Genomic DNA, 25025 nt, shown 5'->3' on the forward strand with positions numbered 1-25025 from the left:
CCGCTCCGCCGGGGCGCACCGGTGCCAGACTTCAGCCATGCATGAAGTCGACCAGAAAACCGAGAACATGCTCCGCAGTGTGCTGGCCTACGCCGAGAACCGGCTGCGTATGAGCCCGGTCCCACTCGACAAGGGCACGCTGACGATCGACGAGCTGTACGACCGACTCGACGGAGTGATCCGCGAGACGCCGCGACCGCCGGATGAGGTACTTGGCGTCTACACCTCGGTGATCGCCCCGAGCGTCATCTCCGCCGACAGTCCGCGCTTCCTCGGCTTCATTCCGGCGGCGCCGACGAAAGCCAGTCTGGCGTTCGACATGTTGGTGTCATGCGCGTCGATTCAAGGCATCTCGTGGCTGGAGGCCTCGGGCGCGATCGCCGCCGAGAACTCGGTGCTGCGCGTGATCGCGCACGAAGCCGGCATGCCGACGACATCGGGCGGATGCTTCGTCTCAGGTGGCTCGGCGGGCAACCTGTCGGCACTCGCGGTGGCGCGCGAGACCGCGAAGAAACGTGGTGCGACCGGCCGGCTGCGGGTGGTGGTCGGATCCGATGCGCACTCGTCGATCGTCAACACCCTGCGGCTGCTCGAGATGGACGCATTCGTGGTCGAGACGCCGGATCACCGGCTCACCGCCGACACTGTCCGTGCGGCGGTGCCCGCCGACGCACAGAACATCGCCGCTGTGGTGTGCACGTCCGGGACGACCAACGCGGGCATCATCGACGACCTTGCCGGCGTCGGAGCGCTTGCACGAGAACGTGGTTGGTGGTTCCACGTCGACGGTGCATACGGCGGTTCCGGCATTTTCGCCCGGTCACTGCGACCGAAGTACATCGGGCTGGAGCAGGCCGACTCGTTCATCCTGGATCCCCACAAATGGCTGTTCACGCCGTTCGACTGCTGTGCGCTGTTGTACCGCGATCCCGAGCTGGCAAGGGCGACCCACACTCAAGACGCGTCGTATCTCGACGTCATCCACACCTCGACCGGTGAGTGGAATCCGTCGGACTACGCGTATCACCTCACGCGGCGGGCGCGGGGATTGCCGCTGTGGTTCTCCCTCGCGGTGTACGGCCTGGAGGCCTATCGGCAGGCCATCGAGGTCGCCGCGGCGCTCGCACGTCAGACCGCGGAGCTGATCCACGCCGCACCCCAACTGGAATTGATCCGCGAGCCGGATCTCGGCGTGGTGCTGTTCCGCCGGCTCGGCTGGAACGCCGCCGACTACGACGCGTGGGCGCAGCGACTGCACGAGGACGAGGTGGCGTTCATTCCGCCCACCAAATGGGAGGGGGAGACAGTCGGCCGCTTCGCTTTCCTCCACCCGGCGACGACGCTCGACATCGTCCGCCAGGTGCTGGCCCGCACCGAATAAGCGCCGATCAGTCGACCGCGGCGAAGTTGACCGTCGCCGTGGCACCGATCTGGTCGTCGTTGGCGCGGTAGATGTCCACCTGCACGACGACGGACCGCTTGCCGGTGCGCAGGATGCGCGCGATCGCGCGGGCCGGCCCGACCTTGATCGGCCGCAGATAGCGAATGAAGAGATCCGTCGTGGCGATCGCGTGCCCGAACGGCGTGGCCCGGGCGGCGAGTTGGCCCGCGGTCACGTCGGCCATCGTGGCGATCAACCCGCCCTGCAGTCCGCCCGCGGTGTTGACGGTGCGCTCGTCGACGGGCATCTCCATGATCACGCTGTCGTCGGTCGACGGGACCTCGGCGAGGCCGAGCTGATCGAAGAGCTCCCGCAGCGACCTCGGCGCAGTCATGCGGAACGACATTACCGCCCTTCGTGTCCCACGTCCGCGATGCGTAATGTCGTACGGCGTGAGTGCACGCGCGGGCATCGTGGTGACCGGAACCGAAGTCCTCACCGGGAGGGTGACCGATCGCAACGGGCCGTGGATCGCCGACCGACTCCTCGAGCTCGGTGTCGAACTCGCGCACATCACCATCTGCGGGGACCGGCCGGCCGACATCGAGGCGCAACTGCGGTTCCTCGCCGACGAGGGTGTGGACCTCATCGTCACGAGCGGGGGTCTGGGCCCGACCGCCGACGATATGACGGTAGCGACGGTGGCCCGGTTCTGCGGCCGAGAGTTGGTGTTGGACAACGAGCTCGAGGTCGAGATCGCCGGCATCGTGCAGCGCCTGATGGCGCGCTTCCCCAACGTCGATCTGGAGGCGGTCCGCGCAGCCAACCGCAAGCAGGCTCTGGTACCCGAGGGTGCCCACGTCATCCATCCGGTCGGCACCGCCCCGGGCGTCGTCGTACCGGGGAAACCGACGGTCGTCGTGCTGCCCGGCCCGCCGCGCGAGTTGCAGCCGATGTGGCCGTCGGCTCTGCAAACGCCTGCGGTGCAGGAGGCGATCGCCGGCCGGACGACGTACCACCAGGAGATGGTGCGGATGTTCGGTCTGCCGGAATCGGGACTCGCCGACACGCTGCGCGAGGCCGAAGCGCACATCGGCGGGTTCGAACGGCTCGAGATCACCACCTGCCTGCGGCGCGGCGAAATCGAGATGGTGACCCGCTACGAACCGGACGCGGCCACCGTGTACGCCGACCTGATGAGGCTGCTGCACGAGCGCCATGGCGGCGAGATCTTCTCCGAGGACGGCGCCACCGTCGACGACCAGGTTGCGGCGCTGCTGGCCGGACGGACGATCGCTACCGCCGAATCCTGCACGGCGGGCCTGGTGGCGGCCCGGCTGACGGATCTGCCTGGCTCGTCGGCGTACGTCGCGGGGGGAGTGGTGTCGTACTCGAACGAGGCCAAGACCGAACTTCTCGGCGTGGACCCGGCACTCATCGAAGCGCACGGCGCGGTGTCGGAAAATGTCGCCGAGGCGATGGCCGAGGGGGCGTTGCGCCGGTTTGCCGCCGACACCGCGATCGCGATCACGGGGATCGCCGGGCCGGGTGGCGGCTCCGAGGACAAGCCGGTGGGCACGGTGTGTTTCTGCGTGAAGCTCGCCGACGGCACCACCGACGTGCGCAGGATGCGGCTACCCGGCAACCGGTCCGATGTCCGTGAGAGGTCGACGACCGTCGCGATGCATCTGTTGCGCCGTGCGCTGGCGTGAGATGCCGGGTCGGCGCGATGACGTACGCTGCTCGGCAGGAGGACTTACCAATGACTGCAGCTGAACTGCGCAAAGAGATTTCCGAGCGGGCTGTCCAGGCCGGGTGGCATTGCCGCGACGCCGACCGCACCGACTACTACACCCGCAGTCCGGTACGCGTTCACGTGATCTGGCAGGGCACTGACGCCATCAGCGGCGGCGCGCTGTACCACGACGACTTTCTCATGACCTACTCCAGAGACCTGGACACCGTCGCAGGCTGGCTCAAGCGCTGATCGGCTGAACGCGACCCCGGCAGCGCGCGCGGGGCGCCACGCTAGGAGTCGTATTCGTCCCACACCTTGAGCATCGTGTGCAGTATCTCCTCGGCTCGGCCGAGTCCGGCGAGGTGGCTTTCGCCGGGCATCGGATAAAGCTCGGCGTCGGTCAGCCGCGACACCACGTGCTGCCCGTGTGCGTACGGCACGATGTGGTCGGCGTCGCCGTGCCACCAGCGGACGGGCACCTTGATGTCGCTCAGCCGGAAGCCCCAGTCCCTGGCGAAGACGACGACATCTGAGAACGGCGCCGCCATCTGCTTGCGGCTGCCGTTCAGGATGTCATCGAGGAACATCGCTTTGATCTCCGGGCGGGCCAGCAGCCTGCGGTCGGCTTCCGGCGAGACCCGCCCGTACAGGTCGGCGGCGGGGGACGCGACGGGGCGAATCAGCCGGATGATGGCGCTGGCGAGCAGTCCGATAGGGGTGCCGGCCACCTGCAGCAGCGGAGCGACCCGGGTACCGAGATTGCCCATCAGACCCCCGGTGATGGCGTCTGAACCCATGGTCGGGGCGACCCCGCCGATGACGCCGGCGGCGACGATGCGATCGGGCAACGCCGCCGCGCAGCCGAGCGTGTACGGCCCGCCACCCGACAGCCCGACGACGACGAACTTGTCGATGCCCAGCGTGTCGGCGATGGTGCGCAGATCGTCGGCGAAGGCGACGACGGTGTCGTAGCTATGCTGCGTGGAGGAGCCGATGCCCGGCCGGTCCACCCCGATCAACCGAATGTGCTGCTGTTCGGCGTAGACGCGGGCTTCCATCGGAATCTGGCGCCGGGCGCCGGGTGTTCCGTGCAGCCAGAAAATGGCGCGGCCCTGGGGGTCTCCGAATTCGGCGAATCCGATCTGGCGGTCATCGCCGACAGCGATGTTGCCTTCGAGCTTGGGACGGGCGATTGCGACAACCATGGCCAAAGTGTCGCATGCCGCCTCCGCACCCTTGGCGCTACACCCTGCGGAACTGGTAGGACGCTGACGTGATCAACCGGTGGCCGTTCCCTTCGTCGCGCATGAGCACGCGCACCGCGATCATGCCGTCGGCACCGTTCATCGGCTCGGTCTCGACACGGAAGGGGCCGACCTTGCCGCGCGCGAGGAACATCACATGCGTCGAGACGCCCTGGATGCGGTCGGTCCCCGCCAGGATGGCCGCGGCGTCGGCGGCCGCCGTCTCGAGAATGACGAACTGGGGTCCGATGTGCAGCGCCGCGTCGGGCGACGCGACTTCCGCTGCGAGCTCGGGCAGGCCCCAGTTCCCGTCGGGCCGTCGGTAGCCGCCAAACACCTTCCATAGCGGAGGCAGATCGGGGGAGTCCACGACCTCCAGGGGATTGGCCTCCATCCGCTCGAGTCCCTCGGGTGGCGTCCCGATCGTCACGCCCTGACCTTCGATCAGCGCGAGCACACGATCGGGACGATCCGCGTCGACGATCTTCGCGCGGCTGTACCCCATTTGGCGGCCGACCTTGAGTTCCTCGGAGATGATTTCGATCCGGCGAACGTCGCGGCCGGCGTCGACGATCTGGCAGGAGTGGATGACGGGGTTGGGCACCGCCTCCAGGTCCGACATATGACCGCTCTCTGGCGCCGAGATGCCGTACACCGCGAGCAGCACTCCGCCGGCCGGGTTACGCATGTCGTGGCGCAGTGTGACGGTGTTGTCCTCGGTGACGAGATCCATCGACGCGTGACTGCGCCCGATGTAGCGGTAGCTCAACAATCCGCCCCAGCGCCTCCGCAGTTCGGCCGCGTACTCCTCTGGCGATTCGGTCAGTTCGCGGATGTCGCGCAGCATTCGGTGCTCCGTTTCGTCGGGGTTCCCCTGAGTCTCCAACGAAGCAGGCGGCTAGCGCCAGATCACAGAATCGGTTGGCGCGGCGTCAGGCTCATCACGTAGTCGGCAGGGAACGACGCCTCGATCACCCTGAGCTGGTCGTTAGCCTTGGATTCCAGCTCGAGAACGACGCAGCTTTCGCCGAGTTTCTTGGACTCCAGAACTATGTAGTGCTGACCGCCACCGTTGACGTCGGTGATTGGGTCCCCTGAGCGCAGTGCCCCGACCGGTACCAGGCCGGGGGCTTGAGTTTCTGGTGCAGGGTCTATCTCCACCCTTGAAACGGTAGGTGACTCCGCCGAGTCAGAGGCGCGATTCGACCAATGGCCGGCCGCCTCGGTTCATCCGACGGCGAGCACGTAGCCGACACCTCCGAGGAACACCGTGATCGTGCAGAGCGTCAGCGTCGCAACCGCGAACGGCCAGCTGCGCTTCCGACGGAACAGTTGCACCACCGTCACAACGACGCCCACCACGCCGATGACCGCGGCGACCCCGAGCGCCAGCAGGACCGCGGTGACGGCTCCCTCCACGCTGCAGCTCGCTGGTGGACATGAGTCGATGAACGCGAGCGAGAAGAGTCCGAAAAACGACGCAACCGCGCCAAGTGCCACCGTCAGGATGAGCGCGGCGACGGAGACAGCGATATCACCGCCGGAGACCGGCGGCTCCGGTGGCCCGATCGGCGGATACCCGTACTGCGCCATGTCGGGTGATGCTAACGGTCACGTTGTGCGTTTCCTCCCGAACTGCTGCGGTGATCGGCAATCATGAATGCCTGCCACCGATGCGCCTTGGGGGTGACATGGACAGCACGATGCAAGACTTTCCGCTGACCGTGACCGGGATCCTGCGGCATGGGACCACCTGGTATTCCGGTCGCAAAGTGATCTCCCGGACGGCCGACGGCTACCGCGAGATCAGTTTCGGCGAACTCGGTACGCGCGCCGCTCAACTCGCGCACGGCCTGCGACAGCTCGGTGTCTCGACCGGACAGCGCGTCGCCACGTTCATGCCGAACAATCAGGAGCATCTCGAGGCGTACTTCGCCATCCCGTGCATGGGTTCGGTGCTGCACACCCTCAACATTCGGCTGGCCGGTGAGCAGATCGCGTTCATCGCCAACCAGGCCGAGGATTCCGTTGTGCTGGTGGATATGTCGATACTGCCGTTGTTCACCGCGGTGCTACCGAACCTGACGACGGTGCATACCGTGGTCGCGGTTGGCGAGGGAGACCCCGGACCCCTGGCGGCGTCGGGCAGGAACGTCATCCGCTACGACGACCTGCTCGAAGGCCAGCCCATTACCTACGACTGGCCCGAACTTGACGAGAAGTCGGCAGCCGCAATGTGTTACACCAGCGGCACCACGGGAAACCCCAAAGGCGTTGTCTACAGCCACAGATCGACATATCTGCATTCGATGAGCGTCAATACGGCCAACGCGATCGGCCTGGTCGACGGCGATCGGGTGCTGGCGGTTGTGCCGATGTTTCACGCCAACGCGTGGGGGCAGCCATATGCAGCAGTGATGGCCGGGGCCGACCTTCTATTGCCCGACAAGTACCTGCAGGCCGAGCCGCTCGTCGACATGATCGAGCTGCATCGGCCCACCTTCGCCGCGGCGGTCCCGACGATCTGGAACGACGTGCTGCAGTTTCTGCATGCACATCCCGAGCGGGACATCTCCTCGTTGAAGACGGTGTGCTGCGGCGGGTCGGCAGTGCCACTGGGAATGATGAAAGAGTACGAACAGCACTTCGGCGTGGTCATTCGACAGGGCTGGGGTATGACCGAGACGTCCCCGCTCGCTGCGCTCGCGACACCGCCGCCCGAGGTCACCGGGGAAGACGCCTGGACCCTGCGGGCCTCGGCAGGCCGGGTGGCTTGCGGCGTCGAAATCCGGATCGTCGACGACGCGGGCGCGGTGCTGCCGAACGACGGTAAAGCAGTGGGAGAGATAGAAGTTCGCGGACCCTGGATCACGGGATCGTATTACCAGAATGCGGACAATGCGAAGTTTCACGACGGCTGGCTGCGTACCGGCGACGTCGGTCGAGTCGACCCGCAGGGATTCATCACGCTCACCGACCGCGCCAAGGACGTGATCAAGTCGGGCGGTGAGTGGATCTCGTCGGTGGAACTCGAGCTGTGCATCATGGAACATCCCGCGGTGCTGGAGGCCGCTGTGGTGGCGGTGCCCGACGAGCGTTGGCAGGAGCGACCGCTGGCGGCCGTTGTGATCAAGAACGACGCGTCATCCAGTGCGCAGGAGCTGCGAGACCACTTGTGCGACAAGGTGGCCCGCTTCTGGCTGCCGGAGCGGTGGACCTTCATCGACGAGGTGCCGAAGACCAGCGTCGGCAAGTTCGACAAGAAGCACATCCGCTCGCTCTACGCCGACGGCGTGTACGACGTCGTCGAGTGCCGGGACTGACTCAACTGGTCGCGGTCAATGCCCACCGGATTCCGCCGACGACGACACGGCCAGACAGCCGGATGAGCGTGGCCTCGACCGGCGGAAAGTAGGGCAGCCGCAGCGGCAGCCGTGCCCATGGCGGCAACATCGCCACCGACGTCGCCGCGAGCAGACCGTACGGGGCTCGCGCGACGACGGGCAGCGGGGGAGTCAACAACAAATAGCGGGCGGCCTCTCGGGCCGACTGTGTGCTCGTCAACTCCGGGCGGAAGGCTTCGATGCGTTCGGCCAGTTCCCGCTCGGTCCGCGGCGGGTCGATGACACCGAGTGCCGTGGCGACGCGTGCGGTGTCGGCCACATATCCGTCACGGCCACTCTGATCGAGCGGGTGTGCCCCGTAAAGCTGGTGCGCGAGCAGGAAGCTGTCGATCTCCGCGATGTGAACCCACTCGAGCAGGTGCGGGTCTCCGGCGGCGTAGGGCGTGCCATCGGGAGCCACACCGCTCACCCGCCGGTGGATGCCGCGCACCTTGTCCACTGCCCGCTGTGCGTCGGCGGCAGGACCGAAGGTGGTCACGGCCAGAAAGGTGCTGGTGCGCTGAAGCCGACCCCACGGGTCACCCCGGTAGTCGGAGTGCTGGGCGACGCCCGCCATCGCAAGCGGATGCAGGGACTGCAACAGGAGCGCGCGCAGCCCGCCGACGAACATCGACGCGTCGGCGTGCACACGGCGAATCGGGCGATCCTCGTCGAACCACCGCGGGCCGGGTGTGTCGTGAATGCGGGAACGCTTCGCCGGCCCGTCCGGGCCCGCAACCAAACCGAACAGGCTGCGTCCCAGCTGCTTCCGCACGGCTCCAACGTCCGGCAACACCGTCATGACTCAACCGTACGGGAGGGTGACGGTGCTGCCCTGCCGACCGATCGACCGGCCGGAATTGCCCATTGCGCCGCTGATCGGTGCTTTACTCGGGACTATGCGACACACGACGCGGATTTTGACGCTGACGGCAGCGATGGCTTTGGCGACACCTCCTGCGGCCGCGCTCGCCGACGGGAGCGGCGACGCGGGGGTCACTGCTGGCTCTGGCGGCACCGTGCTGCCGTTCTCCCAGATTTTGCGCCGTTGCGATTTCAGCGAGACCGATTACAACGGCCCCACCGGCTACGGGAGGCCGCTGGGCACCTTGCGATCGGACGGATCCACGCTGACCGCCGATGTGCAGATCGCGACGGCAATACCGAACATGCATTACGACGTCAGGCTGATCCAGGTGCCCCGGCCCTCCGCGACGCCCTGTTGGGGTGCGGACCCTGGCGTCGCGCAGGGTTCCTTGAACACCGACGCAGGAGGGGCGGCATCGACGACCCTCCAGGACGCGATCGAGCCGGGAGCGACAGGCGCCTGGGTGTTCATCAGTCGCCCGGACAGGTTCTCGCAGAATCCGGCAGAGTTCTACACGACGGACTTGATCGCTCCGATCTGATACGCGAAAGCCTTGGAGGCGAAGATCTTTCGCAAGAACTCAAGCCGGCACCACTACCGTCAAGTGATTGCCTTCGCGTTCGATGCGCATGCCGGCGCGCCGCCCGATCGTCGCTACTGCGGCCGCGGTGTCAGGCTCGGATCGGGTGGAGGCCAGCACGCGGGCCAGCCGTCCCTTGTGCGCCTTGTTGAAGTGGCTGACCACCGTGCGCTTGCCGTCGGAATTCTCCGAGACGACATCGACCCGCACGGCATCGGGCAACCTGCCGAGCGACGCGTACGAGCCTGACCGCAGGTCGACGACCAGCTCGTGCGCTGCGACCCTGTCGAGCGCCGGCTCGAGCAGAGGTCGCCAGCGCGTCGACAGAGCGGGCTGTCCGGGCAGCTTCGATGTCGCGGAGAGCCGGTATGCGGGTATGTGATCGTCGGCGTGCAGTAGCCCGAACAGTGCCGATCCGACCGCGAGCCTGGCCCGGGCACGGCTCGCCGCGACGCCCGTCAGCGATGCGATGTCGAGCGCGTCGTACAACACGCCGGTGTAGCGGTCGATCGCAGGCAGCGTCGCCGCATCGCATAGTGCGGCGTTGCGTTCGATCTCGGCGTGCTGAGAAGCCGAGAGCCCGAGCGCGCGACTGCACGCCGACTCGTCGGCGGCCAGCTCGACCAGCTCGTCGACGAGTTCGGCCCGCAGCCTCGTCAGCTCGGGGTATGACAGCAAGTCCAGGCGCAGCGGTGGCCCGTCGCCGCCGGGATGCTTGGTCTCCGACGGCGGCAGCAGCACGATCACGCCGCAGACGTTATCGCGCCCTTCGGTCAGGCCGGTGGCGCCGGGGCACCGGGGGGTGGGGGCAGGGGCGCACCCGGCGGCGGGGGCAGCGGTGCGCCGGGCGGAGGCGGTGCCATCGGTGGTGCGGGTGGGGGAGGCGGCGCCAACATCGGATCAACCGGGCCGGCCAACGGTGGTGCGGGCGGCGGCGGCGGTGGCGGTGCCATCGGCGGTGCCGGGGGCATCGGCGCCTGCTGATTCATCAGCACGACCGGGGCGCCGGGAGGCGGTGGCACCTGATCGGGCGGCATCGGCAGGAACATGTGGTTGGTGAACTGCGACTGATAGGCGCCGCCGCCACCGACCTTGACTCCGCCACCTTCTCCGGAGGACACCGGCGTGCCGTCAGGCAGCGTCGCGGCGGTGTGGCCGCCGTTCCAGCCCACGTTGAGCGCGCCGGGTTGCGTGCCGTACTGGAAGCCACGCGCAAGCAGTGCCTGCTCGATGTTCCCGGTGTGGAACCGGTCCCCGTAGACGGGGCGTCCGGTCGCCGCGTTGGTGACCCAGGAGACCAGTCCTGAGCAGTCGGTACCGGCCGGGGAATCCCCACCGGTGACGTAGGGCGTGCCGGACACGGAATTGACTAGCGTCAAAAGCGTTGCAACAGCAAACATGACGCCGGACGTTAACAGAGCGATTTGTAGGCTGCCAAAATCTGTGATCACGTTCACCGAATATGGTGTGATCGCGGACACAGTACCGGAATTCGGTGTGCCACTTCACTCAACTTCGGCCGGGAAATGGAGTATTCGCCAATTTGTTTGCTGTTCGTGACCGTTGCGTTAGCGATTTATGTTGGAGAGAGCAACTATTGGTGACAGTGATACTATTTGAACGGGAAAGAAGTTACGAAAAGCATTGCAATGCAATCAATTACACCGGCTAATCCAACGTTGAACAGCGGCGCTCACCCGTAGGCAAGCAGCAGTGGGACGTTCTGCTCGGCGCTCGTCAGCGAGCCATGATGGCCGATCAACGAAGACTCCAGTGGCTCGACCGTTCGTCTCAGCAAACCTACAGAACCGCGGGCTGCGGCTACGACTTCGCCGATGCGGCTTCGCGTCGTGTCGCTGACACGCTCGCCGAACCAGCCGGCGGCAATAGCCTCGTCGCGCGAGACCACCCATGCCCGACTCGCGAGCGTCGCCCGCCATGTCGCCAACACGTCGTCGGCCGCGCCGGGGGCTACATATATATGTCGCGCCCGAGCCTCGCCCCCGATCTCGGTCACACCAACGGTGAGCGAGTCGTCGCTGTCGATGTCGACGTCGTCGGTGCCGACCGTGACCATCCCATGGTCGGCCACGACTGCGAGAAGTCCTCCGGGCGGCAGGGCCTCGACAATAGATTCCACCAGCCGGTCGATCTGGCGCAGCTGCATGGTCCATGCGGTCGATCCGGGCCCGTAGAGGTGGCCCATCATGTCGAGTTCGCTGTGATAGGCGTAGCAGAACCCGCCGGCGCCAACGGATTCGCACACCCGCGCCGACAGATCGCCCATCGCGTGCACGCCGATGTACCGGCCGCCGCGCAGCGCCGCGCGCGTCATCCCGGACCCGGTGAATTCGGCCCCCGAGATGACGCTGACCGACGCCCCCGCCGAGACGGCCCGTTCGAACGTCGTCGGCATCGGTTGCACCTGCTCGGGCGGCGCAGCGTCTCGCACGTCGGCGCCCCACGGGTGTATGCGCCAGCGCAAAGCGTTCACCACACCGATGTCGGGCAGCCGGAAGGAGTAACCGACCATGCCGTGCTCGCCGGAGCGACAGCCGGTGCCCAGCGCGGCGAGTCCGGCGACGGTGGTGGCCGGGAAGCCGACCTGCAGCGTGCGGCCGCGTAGACCGGCCATGACGGGCGCGTCGGCGGCGTATTCGTCGAGTAACTCCGCGCCGAGCCCGTCGACCAACAGCACGCAGGCGCCGGTGATCTCGGCGTCGAACGTTATCCGGCTGTCGAATCCCGCGACACCCATCGCGGAGAGAACGGACGGTATGACGTCGGCGAGGTGTGGCGTGTCCGGACTGGGCTGTGGCAGGTCCACACGCCGAGCCTGCCACACCGCCGGACGGCCTTTACCCATCCTTGACCGTGTATTGAATCCGCGCCCTGACGATGGGCGACGTGACTACGCTTTCACTCGTGGAGCTGGGGGTTTTAGGGCCTCTGCAGGTCCGGCAGTATGGCCTGCCGGTCGCTGTCCCAGGCGCAAAACCACGCGCTGTCCTCACCATGCTCGGTCTGCACGGCGGTTCCGTCGTCACGGCCGACGCCCTCGCCGAGCTGCTCTGGGGTGCTCGTCCGCCGCGTACCGCCGTCAAGGCGCTGCAGACCCACATCTCTTCTCTGCGCCGCGCCCTCGGCGATGGTTATGTGCTGACGGAGGGGATCGGGTGGACCCTGAGCACGACCGAGATCGACGCCACCCGGTACACGCTGGCCGCCAGGCAGGGGCGCGACGCGTTCGCGGGCGGAGACGCAGGCCAGGCCGTGGCCCGGTTCGACGAGGCGTTGGCACTGTGGCGCGGCGTGCCGGAGCTGCCCGATGGGCCACGCGGCGGGTCGGAGAAGACGCGCTGGATCGAGGGGCACGCCGCATTGGTCGAGGACCGGGCCGATGCGCTGCTCGCGACGGGGCGGGCCGCCGAAATCGTCGGCGAGTTGGAGGCCGCGATCGCCGATGCCCCGTTGCGCGAGCGGCGTTGGAGTCAGCTGATGCTCGCCCTTTATCGCGCGGGCAGGCAGGGTGAAGCGCTCGGGGCGTATCAGCGGGCACGCTCGATGCTCGCCGACGAGCTCGGCGTCGACCCGGGACCTGATCTTCGCCGACTGGAAGCCGCGATCGTCGCGCAGGACATTGCCCTGGAAATCGCTGTGCCGGAACAACTGTCGGTGGTAACCCGTGCGGTGACGTTTCTGCTCACCGATATCGAGGGCTCGACCGCGGCCTGGGAGGCCGACGCAGACGCGATGGCGACGGCGCTCGCGCGGCACGACGAGATCGTCGAACAGGTCGTCACGTCGCGGGGAGGCCGCCTGGTCAAGACGCGAGGCGAGGGCGATGCGACGTTCTCGGTCTTCGATCGGCCATCAGGCGCGGCCGCCGCCGCCATCGAACTGCAGGAGGCGATCCGCCACGAACCCTGGGTGCTGGCCGAGCCCATGCGCATTCGCGTGGCGCTTCATACCGGCGAGGTCGAGTTGCGCGACGGCGACTACTTCGGCCGGGCGGTCAACCGTGCCGCCCGTCTTCGGTCGCTGGCGCAGGGCGGGCAGATCCTATGCTCGGGGGCGACGGCGGAACTCGTGATCGACACGTTGTCCGACGATGTCGTGCTTGCCGATCTCGGTGTGCGGCACTTGCGCAACCTCGCGCGCCCCGAGCATGTCTTTGAAGTCCGGCTGGAGACGGCCGCGGAGTCTGAGTTCGACGGCGCAGCGGAGGCGCTACCCATCCAACGGCCTCCTTTGCCGGCGGTGCTGGGTGGACCGGGGCCGTTCGTCGGGCGCGGCCCAGAGCTCGCGGGACTCCTGGCCGCTTGGGAGTCAACGCTTACCGCGGGTGCGCACGCCGTCCTGATCGCGGGGGAGCCGGGCGTCGGCAAGACCCGGCTGGCCGGTGAGTGGTCCCGGCTGGCTTATGAACAGGGGGCCGTCGTCCTCTATGGACGCTGCGACGAAGATCTCGGCGCGGCGTATCAGCCGTTCGCGGAAGCCTTGCGGTCGCTGGTGCCGAGTCTCGGTGCCAACAGGCTGCGCGGGCTTCGCGGTGCCGAAGCACTTCTTCCGCTCGTGCCGGGGTTGACCGACGTCGTGCCCGATCTGCCGACGCCTTCCCGTTCGGACCCCGACACCGAACGCTACGCGCTGTTCGACGCCGTCGTCGCACTGCTGGCGATGGCATCGGCAAGTGCGCCGATCGTCTTGATCCTCGACGACCTGCACTGGGCGGCCAAACCCACGCTGCTGCTCTTGCGACATCTGCTGCGATTCGGGGAGCACGCGCAGGTACAGATCGTCGGCACCTACCGCAGCACGGACCTCGACCGCTCGCATCCGCTGGCCGCGATGCTCGCCGACCTGCACCGTGACGGCTCCGCCACTCGCCTCGCGCTGGGCGGCCTCGACGAGAAGGACGTCACCACTTATGTCACCGAAGCGGGGTACGACGACGTCGAATTGGCGAGGGCATTGGCATCCGTCACGGGAGGCAACCCGTTCTTCTTGATCGAGGCGTTGCGGCATGTTGATGAGAGCGGCGGTCGTTGGGATCCGAGCACATTGCCGCAGGGTGTTCGAGAAGCTGTGAGCCGCAGGCTTTCCCGGCTTCCGGCAGATACTAATAAGGCGTTGGCTGCGGCTGCGGTCGTGGGGGCTCGGTTCCCGCTCGCGCTGGTCGAGCAGGTGGTCGGCGAAGACCTCATCGACGCCTTCGACGAGGCCTGCAAGGCGGGCATTGTCATCGAGGAGCCGGGCGGTCGGTATCGGTTCAACCACGCGCTCGTTCGGCAGTCGCTGTTGGCCGAGCTGGCGTCGGTGCGGCGGATGCGGCTGCATCAGCGGATCGCCACCACCCTGGAGGCGGAAGCGGGTGCGGATGACGAACTGCTGGCCGAGCTGGCATACCACTACTTCGAATGTGCGTGGGCGGGCAACGCGGCCAAAGCAGTCGAGTACTGCCGGCGGGCGGCGGACCAGGCGATCGAACGTCTGGCGTATGAGGGCGCGGCCGAGCTCTACGACCGGGCACTGCATGCGCTGGAGGAGCTCGACGACGACCTGCCCGACCGCGACTCCCTGCAAGCCGAACTGCTGGTTGCCCGGTGCGAGGCGCTGCTGGCAGCGGGTGACGTGAGTTCGGCGGTTGGTGCGGTATCCCAATTGCGCAGGGCGGCTGGGGACTCGGTGCGTCTGACGGCATGGGGCACGTGCTTCGGTGGTCAGCTATCGATGCTCACGGATCCCGAACGTTTGGACGAGATCGAATCCGAGGTGCGCGACGCCGCACAACGGTTGGCCGAGCTGGATGATGCTGCGGGGGAGGCGAATGCACATACGGTTCGGGCGGCGTGCCTGGCCCGCTTGGGTCGCATCGCCGAAAGCGAAACAGCGTTGGATCAGGCGCTGACCGCGGCACGCCGCGCGCGTGACCATCGTCGGGTGAATGCGGTGTTGGCGGGTGCGCCGTTGGCGGCGCTGTGGGGACCTAATCCGGTTCCGCGTGCCGGCGGCCGGTGTCTCGACGTTGTTCGACTGCTGCGTATTACCACGGGGTCGCCGGTGGTGGAGGCCACGTCGACACGGTGCCAGGGAGTGCTGGATGCGATGCGTGGACGGGCCGCCGCGGGGCGGCAGCTGATCGAGTCGGCCAGGCGCACCCTCACCGAGCTCGGTATGCGGCACGCGTTGCTCGAAGTGGATCAATTCGCCGGCATTGTCGAGTTGGTCGCTGACGACCCAGCTGCTGCCGAACCGCATCTGCGGAGGGCGTATGTCGGATTTCGCAGGATGGGTCTGGACGCCGATACCGCAGAGACCGCAGCGTTCTTGGCGCGCACTTGCCTGGCGCTTGACCGGGACGCCGAGGCCGACGAACTGTGCAGGGAGAGTGAGCGTCTGGCCGGTCATGCGTTGAGGCCGTCGATCACCTGGCGGACGGTTCGTGCCCAGTTGCACGCGCGTGTCCGTGCTCATGACGAGGCCCGGCAGGTGGCGAAAGAGGCCGTCAGCATCGCCGAGTGCACCGATGCTCTGGTGGATCACGGCGATGCCTGCCTGACGCTGGCGATGGTGCTTACCATGGCCGGCGACACCGCGGGGTCACGAGCGGCAGCTGAGCAGGCGGTAGCACTGTTCGAGCGCAAAGGTGCTGCGGCACTGGTTGAACGGGCTCGGAGTCTACTCGGTACCGACGCCTCGGCTGTCTCCTCGGCGCCCGAGGTGGCGACGGTTGAACCGGAGAACGAGTGTGTGCGAACGCTTCGCCGCGTCGAGGCCGCCGTCGTGCGCAAGGCGTGGAGCGAGGTCGAGCAGGCACACGCGGAAGTCGGCTCCGTCGAAAGCCGTCGGAAGATAGTCGGCTTTGAACGGATGATCCTCCCCGCACGCCGAATGGCGAGTGGAGCAGAGAAATTCATTCGCGATATGCGCGCCGTGCGCACACGTCGCCCGATCGTCGCCATCCGGGGCGAGCGTCTGGCGCTGACACGGACGGTCGTGGGCACAGCCGACGATACTCCCGGCGCGCCGGTCGATGAGATGCTCCAGCTGGTCGGCATTGACGAAGACGGCCGAATTGCATTGCAGGTCTGGTTCGACATCGATGATCTCGAGGCGGCGAAGGCCGAGATGGACGCTGCCTACGCACGATTCGAACTCGATAACGCGTGCGTGCGAGCGTTCGACGCCCTGGTGGCGGCGTACGGTCGCGAAGCCTGGGGCGAAGTCGAGCAGGCACACGCGGAAGTCGGCTCCGTCGAAAGCCGTCGGAAGTTAGTCGGCTTCAACCAGACAGATCTTCCATCGCTCGATTGGCCCAGCGAGTCGAGACGTTTGGCGGAGACCAGTCTTCAGCTAGTGCGTTACATCGTTGTCGCGATCAGGGGAGAGCGCCTTGCGCTGACACGTCTCGAGTTCGGCGCTGGAGACGACAGCGTGGGCGCACCCCAGGACCCGGTCCTTTCCTTGAACGGTATCAACGAACAGGGCCGTTTCGTTTTGCAGATGTTTTTCGACATTGAAGACATTGATGCCGCGTTCGACGAACTTGACAAGCGATATGTCGAAGGCGAGGCCGCATCCCGCGCACAAACTTGGTCGGCCGTCGTTCGTTCCTGTATCGCCGTCAGTCGGCAGGAGATTCCTCCGGCGACGCCCGACTGGGTGAACGTCGACCACCGCAAGGGAACTCCGTTCAACTCAAGCGACGTGATCGCCGTGCTCAGCGCCTCAAGGAACGTGACGCCGGAGTTCCGCTGCCAAATCGAAGCGGTCCATGCATTAAGCGACATCGGCGCCGTCGTTACCTGTCGGTCCTTTGGAGCTACGCACGACGGCTTTGAAGCCGAGTGGAGAGTGGTTCTTCTACAAACGTTCGACGGCGACCTGATAGCCCGAAACGAAATTTTTGACGAGGCAGACCTCGACGCCGCGGTCGCGAGGCTCGACCAGCTGAGTAGATCGGCCCCGCGGCTAAATAACACTGCGAACCAGGTTCTGGAGAGTTACCTGTCTCACTATGCGGCGCGGGACTGGGATCTCATGTCACCGTCGCTGGCCGACGATTTCTCGGCTGCCGATCGTCGCCGCGTAGTGAATAGCGGCATCCGACACGGTCGCGACAACGAGATCACGAATTTGAAAGCCATGGTTGAGCTCGGCGTCGCGGATATCACGACGGAACCAGTGGCGATCCGCGGAGAGCGGCTCGTCCTCGCTCGTCACAGCTTCATCGCGCCCGACTGGGCCAACTTCGAGACCGAAACGGTTGACGTCGTCGAAATCGATGCCGATAACAATATAGTGGCCGAAATTCTCTTCGAGGCAGATGATCTCGATTCTGCGATCGCCGAACTCGAGGCCCGCTACTGCGCTGGCGAAGCAGTGGAGCATGCCGGCAATTGGTCGGTTATCACACGGGCGTTTGATGCGGTGAATCGGCGCGAAATTCCGGCAATGACACCCGACGCTGTCGACGTCGACCATCGACAGGTTGCGCGGATTGGGTCTGGTGATCTCAAGGCGTATCTGAATGTCGCTTTCGACGATTTGGTGGATAGCCATCTGTACGTTGAGTCCGTTCATCGACTGACCGGCGTAGGAGCGGTCGTCACCCACGTGGCGAAGGGAACCTCACAAGACGGACTCAACGTCGAGTGGCGCCTGATCGACGTCGTAACGATCGATCGCGACCTGATAAACCGTATTGAGATGTTCGATGAGGCCGAGCTTGACGCCGCGCTCGCCAGGTTCGACGAATTGAATCGGCCCACGCCGCGTCTAGAGAACGAGGCAGTACGAGTGTCCGACCGCCTCCGGACGTTGTTCGAAGCTCGCGATTGGGCTGCGCTTGCAGAGCTTTATGCGGAGGACGTGTCCGGCGATGACCACCGCCGTGTCATTGGTGGCGGTCCCCGGAGCGGTCGGGATGTCGAGATCGCAAACCTGCGTGCGATGGCGGAGCTCAACGCGCCGCGAATTGACGCGTCTGTGCTTGCGGTTCGTGGGCAACGGCTCGCCCTTTTTCAAGATCGTGTCGGGGACGGCAAGAATCTGATCGAAGCGTCGTTCCTCGGGCTTCTCGAGATCGATGCCGACGGCTTGATCGTCGCCCTGGCGGGGTTCGACGACGACGATCTCGACGCCGCGTTTGCCGAACTGGATGCCCGCTATCTCGCCGGCGAAGGGGCCGAGAACGCACACACGTGGTCCGTCATCATGGAGGCGTACGGGGCAGTAAATCGGCATGAGCTACCCGCTTGGACCGCGGATACGGTCACCGTCGATCACCGGAGCACCACCGCCTTCGCGCCCGGCGACCTCGCCCCGTACCTTCGCGCAACATGGGCGCAGACTCCCGATGTCAGGGTCGACATCGTGGCCGTTCATCGGCTGACGAGTTTCGGCGCAGTTGTCACCCATGTAGCGAAAGGAACCACGGAACAGGGATTCGAAGGTGAATGGCGGGAAATCACGCTGTCGACGGTCGAAGGTGACCGCATAAGCCGTAGCGAGATGTTTGACGAGGCCGACGTTAGCGCCGCCCTCGCGAGGTTCGATGAGATCACCCTACCGACAAGGCAGTTGGAGAACGCCGCGAGTCGAGTGGAAGCGCGCGCCCAGGCCCTCATCGCAGCAGGAAACTGGGATGCGATGTCAGAGGTCCTGGCGGACAACGTTTCGATCGACGATCGTCGTCGCGTCGTGAATGCCGGCCTGCGACGGGGTCGAGATGCTGTGGTCGAGGATCTACGGGTCGGTGCTGAGATCGGCCTTAACCACATCGCGACTAGGGCCATCGCGATCCGGGGCGAGCGGTTGACGCTGCGGCACATCCGCTATTCAGGTGGCGAAGAACGACCCGAGGCCGGCGTGATCGATCTGGTTCAAATCGTCGAAATCGATGCGGACGAACGAATCACGGCCCTCGTTCTCTTCGACGCCGACGACTTCGATGCCGCCCTGGCTGAATTCGACGCCCGGTACATCAGAGGTGAGGCGACTGACTATGCACGCACATGGTCGGTGATCGCTGAAGGCTGCGCCACACTCAACCTGAAGCAGTTTGCCGCGACCACGCAGGACTACGTGTATGCCGACCGGCGCCGAGTCGCAAACATCGGTGCGGGCGACATGAAAGAATTTTTCCGCGCTGCATGGGATCTCACGCCGAATCTGACTACTTTTGTCGAGTCCGTATATAAGCTGAGCGACGGCGGAGCCGTTGTCAGTCAGGTTGCGCATGGTAATTCGCCGGACGGCTTCTATGCCGAGTGGCGGGTAACCAACGTCTACACGGTTGACGGTGGACTCCTGAGTCGGTGCGAGGTTTTCGACGAGGCTGACCTCGACGCCGCGCTGGCCAGATACGACGAGCTCGAAACTCCGTCAGCTTCGCTTGCCAACCCGGCAAGCCAAGTAGCCGAACGGTTCTGGTCGTGTTACGAGGCGCGCGACTGGGACGGTATGAGGGAAACACTCTGGGACGGCGTCGCCACCGACGATCGACGTTCGGTCGTCAGTTTCGACGCCAATCAGCAGGGCGCCGGTTCCGTAGTTGAAATCATGCGTGCGGCGCCCGACATCGGCGTGCCTCACGTAACGCAGACGGTTCTCGCCACACGCGGCGAGCGCCTCGCCCTCGTTCACGTCCGCTTCACGGGCCGGGAGCAGGAGCCCGATCCGTTCTACTCGGAACTGCTCTACATGTTCGAGGTCAATTCCGACCATCGGATCACAGCATTCGTCCCGTTTGATGCGCATGCCGATGCGGCGGCACACGAGGAACTCGACAACCGGTACCTCGCCGGCGAAGCAGCCACGCATGCGCACGCCTATTCGGTGATTGCGGAGGCCTTCGCTGCGGTGAACCGCCGCGAACTACCCTCGACAGCGTCGGATTTCGTGAGCATCGATCATCGGCGACCCATCGCGTTCGCACCCGGGGACATGATGGCGTACCTCCAGGTGACCTTGAACGATGCCCCTGAAATCCGAATCGATCTCGAGACGGTACATCGACTGAACGAATTTGGCGCGGTCATGTCCCACCGATGGCATAACACCTCTCAACAGGGGTTTGACGCCGAGTGGCGCGTCGTCGGCGTCACGACCGTCGAAGGGAATCTGATCAACCGGTGCGAGCTTTACGACGAGGCGGACCTCGACGCGGCACTGGCGAGATTTGACGAACTCACTACGCCGACGCCGCAATTGGAGAATGCGGCTAGTCGATTGACGAGACGGTTCCAGGAATCATTTGGCGCACAAGACTGGGATGGTCTGGCGGAGATCTTCGCCGAGGACATCTGCCTTCACGATCGCCGTCGGGTGGTGGGTGCCTCTTTCGTCGGACGAGATGCCACCGTGGCGAACATGCGCGCGTCCGCTGAAACGGGCGTCAAGAATGTGACGTCGACGGTCATGGCTACCCGTGGAGACCGCCTCGCTCTCCAACGTGTGCAGATCGCTGGCAGGGATCAGCGACCTGAGGCGTTCCGCACGGACGGCATTGTCATCACGGAGGTCGATGCCCATAACCGGATCGTTGCTTTTATCATGTTCGACGTCGACGAATTCGACGCCGCCATCGCCGAACTCGACGCGCGTTACCTCGCTGGCGAAGCCGCGGTTCACTCACGAACGTGGTCGGTCATCAAGGATGCATACGCGGCGCTAAACCGTCACGAAATTCCACCGACGACGCCAGATTGGGTGACCGTCGACCATCGGCGAGGAGGCAACGCGTTTGCTCCGGGCGAACTGGCGACTTACATTCGGTCCTCCTGGCAGGACTCACCGCGCAACAGAATTCACGTCGAAGCGGTGCACAGGCTGAACGATGTTGGGGCCGTTGTCACTAGCACGACGCAAGGGGAGTCGGTCACAGGCTTTTTCGCCGAGTGGCGAGAGGTCGCCCTGGTAACTGTCGACGGCGATCTGCTCAGTCGCACAGAGCTATTCGACGAGGCCGATCTCGATACCGCGCTGACGAGGTTCAACGAACTCTCCGGTCCACGAGTCTTGGAGAACGCAGCCAGCCGAGTAATCAAGCGAAATCGCGCGTGCTTTGCGGCCCGCGACTGGGACGGCATGCGAGCCGCCCTCGCAGCGGATTTCACGCTTGACGATCGCCGACGCACGGTAAACGGTGGGATGAGTCATGGTCGGGATTCCATGATTCGCGATGTGCGCATAGCAGCCGATGTCGGCTTCACAGATGTCGCCGAAGATGTAGTGGCTATGCGCGGAGAACGACTCATTCTGACGCAAGCGCGCTATTCAAGGAGTGATGAACCGGCAGATGCCTTCTTCGGCGAGGTGCTGCACGTTTTCGAAACCGACGATGCAGACAAGATCACCAGAACAATCGTGTTCGACCCAGACGACTTCAACGCGGCCTTTGCCGAACTCGACGCGAGGTATCTTGTCGGCGAAGGGGCAGCGCACCCTCACATTTGGTCTCTCGTCATGCAAGCGTATACCGCCTTCAACCGTCACGAGTTTCCCTCGGCAACAAAGGACTTCACGAGCGCTGATCACAGGCGAGTGATCGCCTCGGCACCCGAGAAAATGGCGAAGTACGTCCGTAATGTGTGGGACATCGCGCCGGACGCGCACGCGTACGTCGAGTCCGCGCACCGGCTGAATCGTCTGGGCGCTGTCGTCGTCGTTCCCGCACGCGGAAAATCGCGGGATGGATTTGACGCCGAATGGCGTGAGGTCCACCTCCTGATTTTCAAAGGTGATCTGATGATCCGCCTAGAGTTATTCGACGAAGCCGACCTGGACGCAGCGATCGCGCGGTTCGACGAACTCAGCGCACCGGCGCCCCGACTCGAGAACGCCTCGACGCGGGTGTGGCAGCGATTCGCCACTGTGTACAACGATCGTGACCTGGATGGCCTTCTTGAACTACATGAACCAAACGCATACTACGAGGACCGACGAAAGGGCCTTCAGGACGAAGGTCTCGTGGAACCGGAGGTTGCGCGCGCCGTGTTGTTCGACGCGCCGCCCGGTTGGCGCCTGGCGATCGAGCCCGTCGCGACCAGGGGACAGAGTCTTTCGCTGATCCGGGGCACTTTCCGCGATACGGACGAACCCGGCGAGCCAAGTGCGATCGAAGTCCTGACCGTCGCGGAGGTATCGAATGGCGAATTGATCTCCTACGAGGCGTTTTTCGACACCGACGACCTCGACGCCGCTTTCGCCGAGCTCGACGCACGCTACCTTGCGGGTGAAGGCGCGGCGCACGCACAGATGTGGGCACTCGTTGTCGACAGTTACGCCAGGTTCAACCGGCATGAGCCGCCTTTGACGGCCACGGATTGGGCGAACATCGACCACCGACGTGTGACAGCGTTTGAGCCAGGCGACCTGACGAACTATGTCCAAGCGGCGTTCACCGTCACACCGGACACTCAAGCCCACATTGCGGCGGTACACAGGCTGAGCAATCTCGGCGCGGTGATCACGGCCTCGACGTATGGAACATCGCCGGAGGGATTCCGAGCCGAGTGGCGGGACATTCACCTACTCACGTTCGAGGGTGACCTGGGCAACCGCTTCGAGCTGTTCGATGACGACGACCTCGACGCCGCGATCGCGAGGTTCGATGAACTCAGCACCGCACCCAGACTCGAGAACGCCGCGACGCGCGTTCTCGCCCGCGCTGTCGACGCCTTCAACCGTCGCGACATCGAAGGCTATCTCGCCACCTACTGCGATCAAGGTCGATATGACGATCGACGAAAAGGGTTGCGCGACAACGGGCCGATCAAGCCGAAGTTCGCGAGCGCGCTAGTGCTCGACGCGGGCGCGGCCTGGCAAGAGGACATCGAGTGCATCGCCGTCAGGGGATCTCATCTGATGTTGGGCCACGTGGCATTTCGCGACCACGGCGAGGTTGACCAACCAGTTGCAGTGGAGGCCCTTCTTGTCGCGGAGATCACAGACGATGAATTGATCTCTGCGTTCGTCGTCTTCGACTGCGATGACATTGACGCCGCCTTCGCCGAACTCGACTCGCGGTACATCGCGGGCGACGCGGCCGAGCACGCGCGCACATGGTCGGCGATCGCCAACGCCAACGTGGTGTTCAATCGGCGTGAGATGCCGCCGACGACGCCCGAATGGATCAATGTCGACCATCGTCGGGGTGGGATGGCTTTCGCGCCCGGTGACCAGACGGAGTACATTCGCGCGACCTGGGACGTCGCATCCCACATCAGCAACCGTATCGTCGCCGTGCATCGGTTGAGTGAAAATGGAGCGGCTTTCACGCAGTTCGTTCAGGCGACCACTCCTGACGGGTTCAAGGGGGAATGGCGCGATGTCGTTATCCTCACTGTCGACGGCGACATGATCAACCGTTGCGAGGTTTTCGACGAGGACGACCTCGACACCGCGGTATCAAGATTCGACGAGCTCGACGGCGAGGGCCGCGTAACCGTCACCAATCCCTAGCTATTGCTTTGTGGTTTGGGTTCGAATGGGGTGTACCACCACCAATCGGCGCGTTCGCCGATGGGTCCACGGTAGGGCGGCACATCGGGCGGGGGTCGATTCGGTGGTCGGGCAAGCGATCCGGAGCTGAGTGTTCGTCCGTCACTGTCGGTGACGGTGATGTTGGGTGCGGGTCCGGTGATAGTGATGACGCCGCGGTGGTGCAGGCGGTGGTGATACGGACAAAGCAGCACGAGATTGTGCAGTTCGGTGGGACCGCCGTCTTCCCAGTGCTGAATGTGGTGGGCGTGTAGTCCGCGGGTGGCGCCGCAGCCGGGCACCGCGCAGGTGGGGTGGCGGTGTTCCAGGGCGCGGCGTAGTCGGCGGTTGATAGTACGGGTGGCGCGCCCGGTGCCGATCGGTTGTCCGTCGCGTTCGAACCACACTTCACACGTCGCGTCGCAGGTCAGGTATTGGCGGTCAGCATCGCTGAGCAGCGGCCCCAGATGCAGGGCAGCGATGCGATCTTTGACGTCCAGATGCGCGACGACGGTGGTGTGCTGGCCGTGGGGGCGGTGCGCCACGTCGGCGTCCCAGCCGGATTCGACCAAACGCATGAATGCGTCGCCGGTGGTCGGCAACGGGGGCCGCTGTTCGGACGTGGAGTTCTCGTGGTCGCGTTTCCACTCGGCGATCACCGCGTCCAGATGTGACTGCAGCGCCGCGTCGAACGTCGCCGCGTCGAGGTGGGACAGGGTGATCTTCCAGGTGCTGCTCTGGTCGTCGCTGCGGGTTTTGGTGATCGAGGGCCGCGGTGGCGGTTCGGGTTCACGTTCGGGTTGCACGTCGCGCCAGGGGTCGGGCTCGGGTGGCAGGGGTGGTTCGAGTTTCAGCGCGGTGTTGAGTTGGCTGACGGTGGCGACTTCGGCAAATGCCGCGTAATGCTCATCGGATCCGTCGCCGGCTTTCTTGGCGATGGCCCCGACCTGATCCAGCGACAATCGGCCGTCGCGCATCCCTGCCAAGCAGAGCGGGAATTGCGGCAGCCGATGCGCGATCGCGGCGATCGTGTTGGCGTTGCCAGTCGACGAACCGGTCTTCCACGCCACCAGTGCTGAGATCGAGCGGCACCCGGTGATGCCCCACAGCCTGTCGTGCTCCATCTCCGCGACGATGTCCACGATGCGCCCGTCGATGGCGTTGCGCTGACCCATCAGCTCACCCAGCTCTTCGAACAACACCTCAAGCCGGTCCTTCGGGCGCACGACCCCCGCATCGGGTGCGGTGGTCGTGGACATGACCTCATCAAAACAGCAGGGTCTGACAAGTCCGGACCCATTGACATGCAGCCGTAAGGCTGCCTATGGTGGAAATGCAGCCAAA

16 protein-coding genes are annotated in these 25025 nt (G+C 65.2%); 6 read left to right on the forward strand and 10 right to left on the reverse strand.

All coding sequences use genetic code 11. From position 1 onward, the window contains the following. Window positions 1-37 precede the first annotated feature (37 nt). The gene (locus G6N36_RS04405) at window positions 38-1381 is read left to right on the forward strand and encodes a pyridoxal phosphate-dependent decarboxylase family protein (RefSeq protein ID WP_163685265.1); all 1344 of its coding nucleotides are present in this window, start codon (window positions 38-40) and stop codon (window positions 1379-1381) included. A 7-nt stretch (window positions 1382-1388) separates the two neighbouring features. On the opposite strand, the gene G6N36_RS04410 is transcribed toward G6N36_RS04405, so the two are convergent. Then, the gene (locus G6N36_RS04410; RefSeq protein ID WP_163685266.1) at window positions 1389-1775 is read right to left on the reverse strand and encodes a PaaI family thioesterase; all 387 of its coding nucleotides are present in this window, start codon (window positions 1773-1775) and stop codon (window positions 1389-1391) included. A 58-nt stretch (window positions 1776-1833) separates the two neighbouring features. On the opposite strand from G6N36_RS04410, the gene G6N36_RS04415 reads away from it, so the two are divergent. Further along, complete coding sequence (locus G6N36_RS04415) at window positions 1834-3093, forward strand: competence/damage-inducible protein A (RefSeq protein ID WP_163685267.1); 1260 nt, start codon at window positions 1834-1836, stop codon at window positions 3091-3093. A gap of 50 nt (window positions 3094-3143) precedes the next feature. Further along, window positions 3144-3368, forward strand: a complete 225-nt coding sequence (locus tag G6N36_RS04420) for a hypothetical protein (protein WP_163685268.1) — start codon at window positions 3144-3146, stop codon at window positions 3366-3368. A 41-nt stretch (window positions 3369-3409) separates the two neighbouring features. On the opposite strand, the gene G6N36_RS04425 is transcribed toward G6N36_RS04420, so the two are convergent. The 4 genes from G6N36_RS04425 to G6N36_RS04440 all read right to left on the reverse strand — a co-directional run bounded on the left by G6N36_RS04425 (window position 3410) and on the right by G6N36_RS04440 (window position 5956). Then, entirely contained in the window at window positions 3410-4324 is a 915-nt protein-coding gene (locus G6N36_RS04425; RefSeq protein WP_163685269.1) for an alpha/beta fold hydrolase, read from the reverse strand. A gap of 37 nt (window positions 4325-4361) precedes the next feature. Further along, complete coding sequence (locus tag G6N36_RS04430) at window positions 4362-5210, reverse strand: hypothetical protein (RefSeq protein ID WP_163685271.1); 849 nt, start codon at window positions 5208-5210, stop codon at window positions 4362-4364. 62 nt (window positions 5211-5272) lie between these two features. After that, the gene (locus G6N36_RS04435) at window positions 5273-5524 is read right to left on the reverse strand and encodes a hypothetical protein (protein ID WP_179964711.1); all 252 of its coding nucleotides are present in this window, start codon (window positions 5522-5524) and stop codon (window positions 5273-5275) included. Between the two features lie 66 nt (window positions 5525-5590). Next, window positions 5591-5956 carry a hypothetical protein gene (locus G6N36_RS04440; RefSeq protein WP_163685273.1) on the reverse strand — a complete coding sequence of 122 codons (366 nt, stop codon included), beginning with the start codon at window positions 5954-5956 and terminating at the stop codon, window positions 5591-5593. Between the two features lie 98 nt (window positions 5957-6054). On the opposite strand from G6N36_RS04440, the gene G6N36_RS04445 reads away from it, so the two are divergent. Then, the gene (locus tag G6N36_RS04445; protein ID WP_163685275.1) at window positions 6055-7686 is read left to right on the forward strand and encodes a fatty acid--CoA ligase; all 1632 of its coding nucleotides are present in this window, start codon (window positions 6055-6057) and stop codon (window positions 7684-7686) included. A 1-nt stretch (window position 7687) separates the two neighbouring features. Here the strand turns inward: G6N36_RS04445 and G6N36_RS04450 are convergent, their stop codons facing one another. Further along, a complete protein-coding gene (locus G6N36_RS04450; protein ID WP_163685277.1) occupies window positions 7688-8548 on the reverse strand; it encodes an oxygenase MpaB family protein in 861 nt (286 codons plus the stop codon). Window positions 8549-8645: 97 nt separating this feature from the next. Between G6N36_RS04450 and G6N36_RS04455 the strand changes: the two genes are divergently transcribed. Continuing rightward, window positions 8646-9155, forward strand: a complete 510-nt coding sequence (locus G6N36_RS04455) for a hypothetical protein (RefSeq protein ID WP_163685279.1) — start codon at window positions 8646-8648, stop codon at window positions 9153-9155. Between the two features lie 39 nt (window positions 9156-9194). Here G6N36_RS04455 and yaaA read toward each other — a convergent pair whose 3' ends face one another. From yaaA to G6N36_RS04470, 3 genes are all read right to left on the reverse strand, one after another. After that, window positions 9195-9941 (reverse strand): peroxide stress protein YaaA, encoded by a 747-nt coding sequence (gene yaaA / locus G6N36_RS04460; RefSeq protein WP_163685280.1) that lies wholly within the window; start codon window positions 9939-9941, stop codon window positions 9195-9197. Between the two features lie 26 nt (window positions 9942-9967). Next, the gene (locus G6N36_RS04465) at window positions 9968-10594 is read right to left on the reverse strand and encodes an NlpC/P60 family protein (protein ID WP_163685283.1); all 627 of its coding nucleotides are present in this window, start codon (window positions 10592-10594) and stop codon (window positions 9968-9970) included. Window positions 10595-10887: 293 nt separating this feature from the next. Continuing rightward, window positions 10888-12021 (reverse strand): alkaline phosphatase family protein, encoded by a 1134-nt coding sequence (locus G6N36_RS04470; RefSeq protein WP_179964712.1) that lies wholly within the window; start codon window positions 12019-12021, stop codon window positions 10888-10890. Between the two features lie 98 nt (window positions 12022-12119). Here G6N36_RS04470 and G6N36_RS04475 point away from each other — a divergent pair, with 98 nt between their 5' ends. Continuing rightward, the gene (locus G6N36_RS04475; RefSeq protein ID WP_268951183.1) at window positions 12120-23663 is read left to right on the forward strand and encodes an ATP-binding protein; all 11544 of its coding nucleotides are present in this window, start codon (window positions 12120-12122) and stop codon (window positions 23661-23663) included. Here the strand turns inward: G6N36_RS04475 and G6N36_RS04480 are convergent. After that, window positions 23660-24940, reverse strand: coding sequence for an HNH endonuclease signature motif containing protein (locus G6N36_RS04480; protein ID WP_163685289.1), 1281 nt, complete (start codon window positions 24938-24940; stop codon window positions 23660-23662). The genes G6N36_RS04475 and G6N36_RS04480 overlap by 4 nt on opposite strands. Between the last annotated feature and the right edge of the window lie 85 nt (window positions 24941-25025).

The organism is Mycolicibacterium gadium, from assembly GCF_010728925.1.
In the GTDB taxonomy this organism is placed as follows: Bacteria; Actinomycetota; Actinomycetes; order Mycobacteriales; family Mycobacteriaceae; genus Mycobacterium; species Mycobacterium gadium.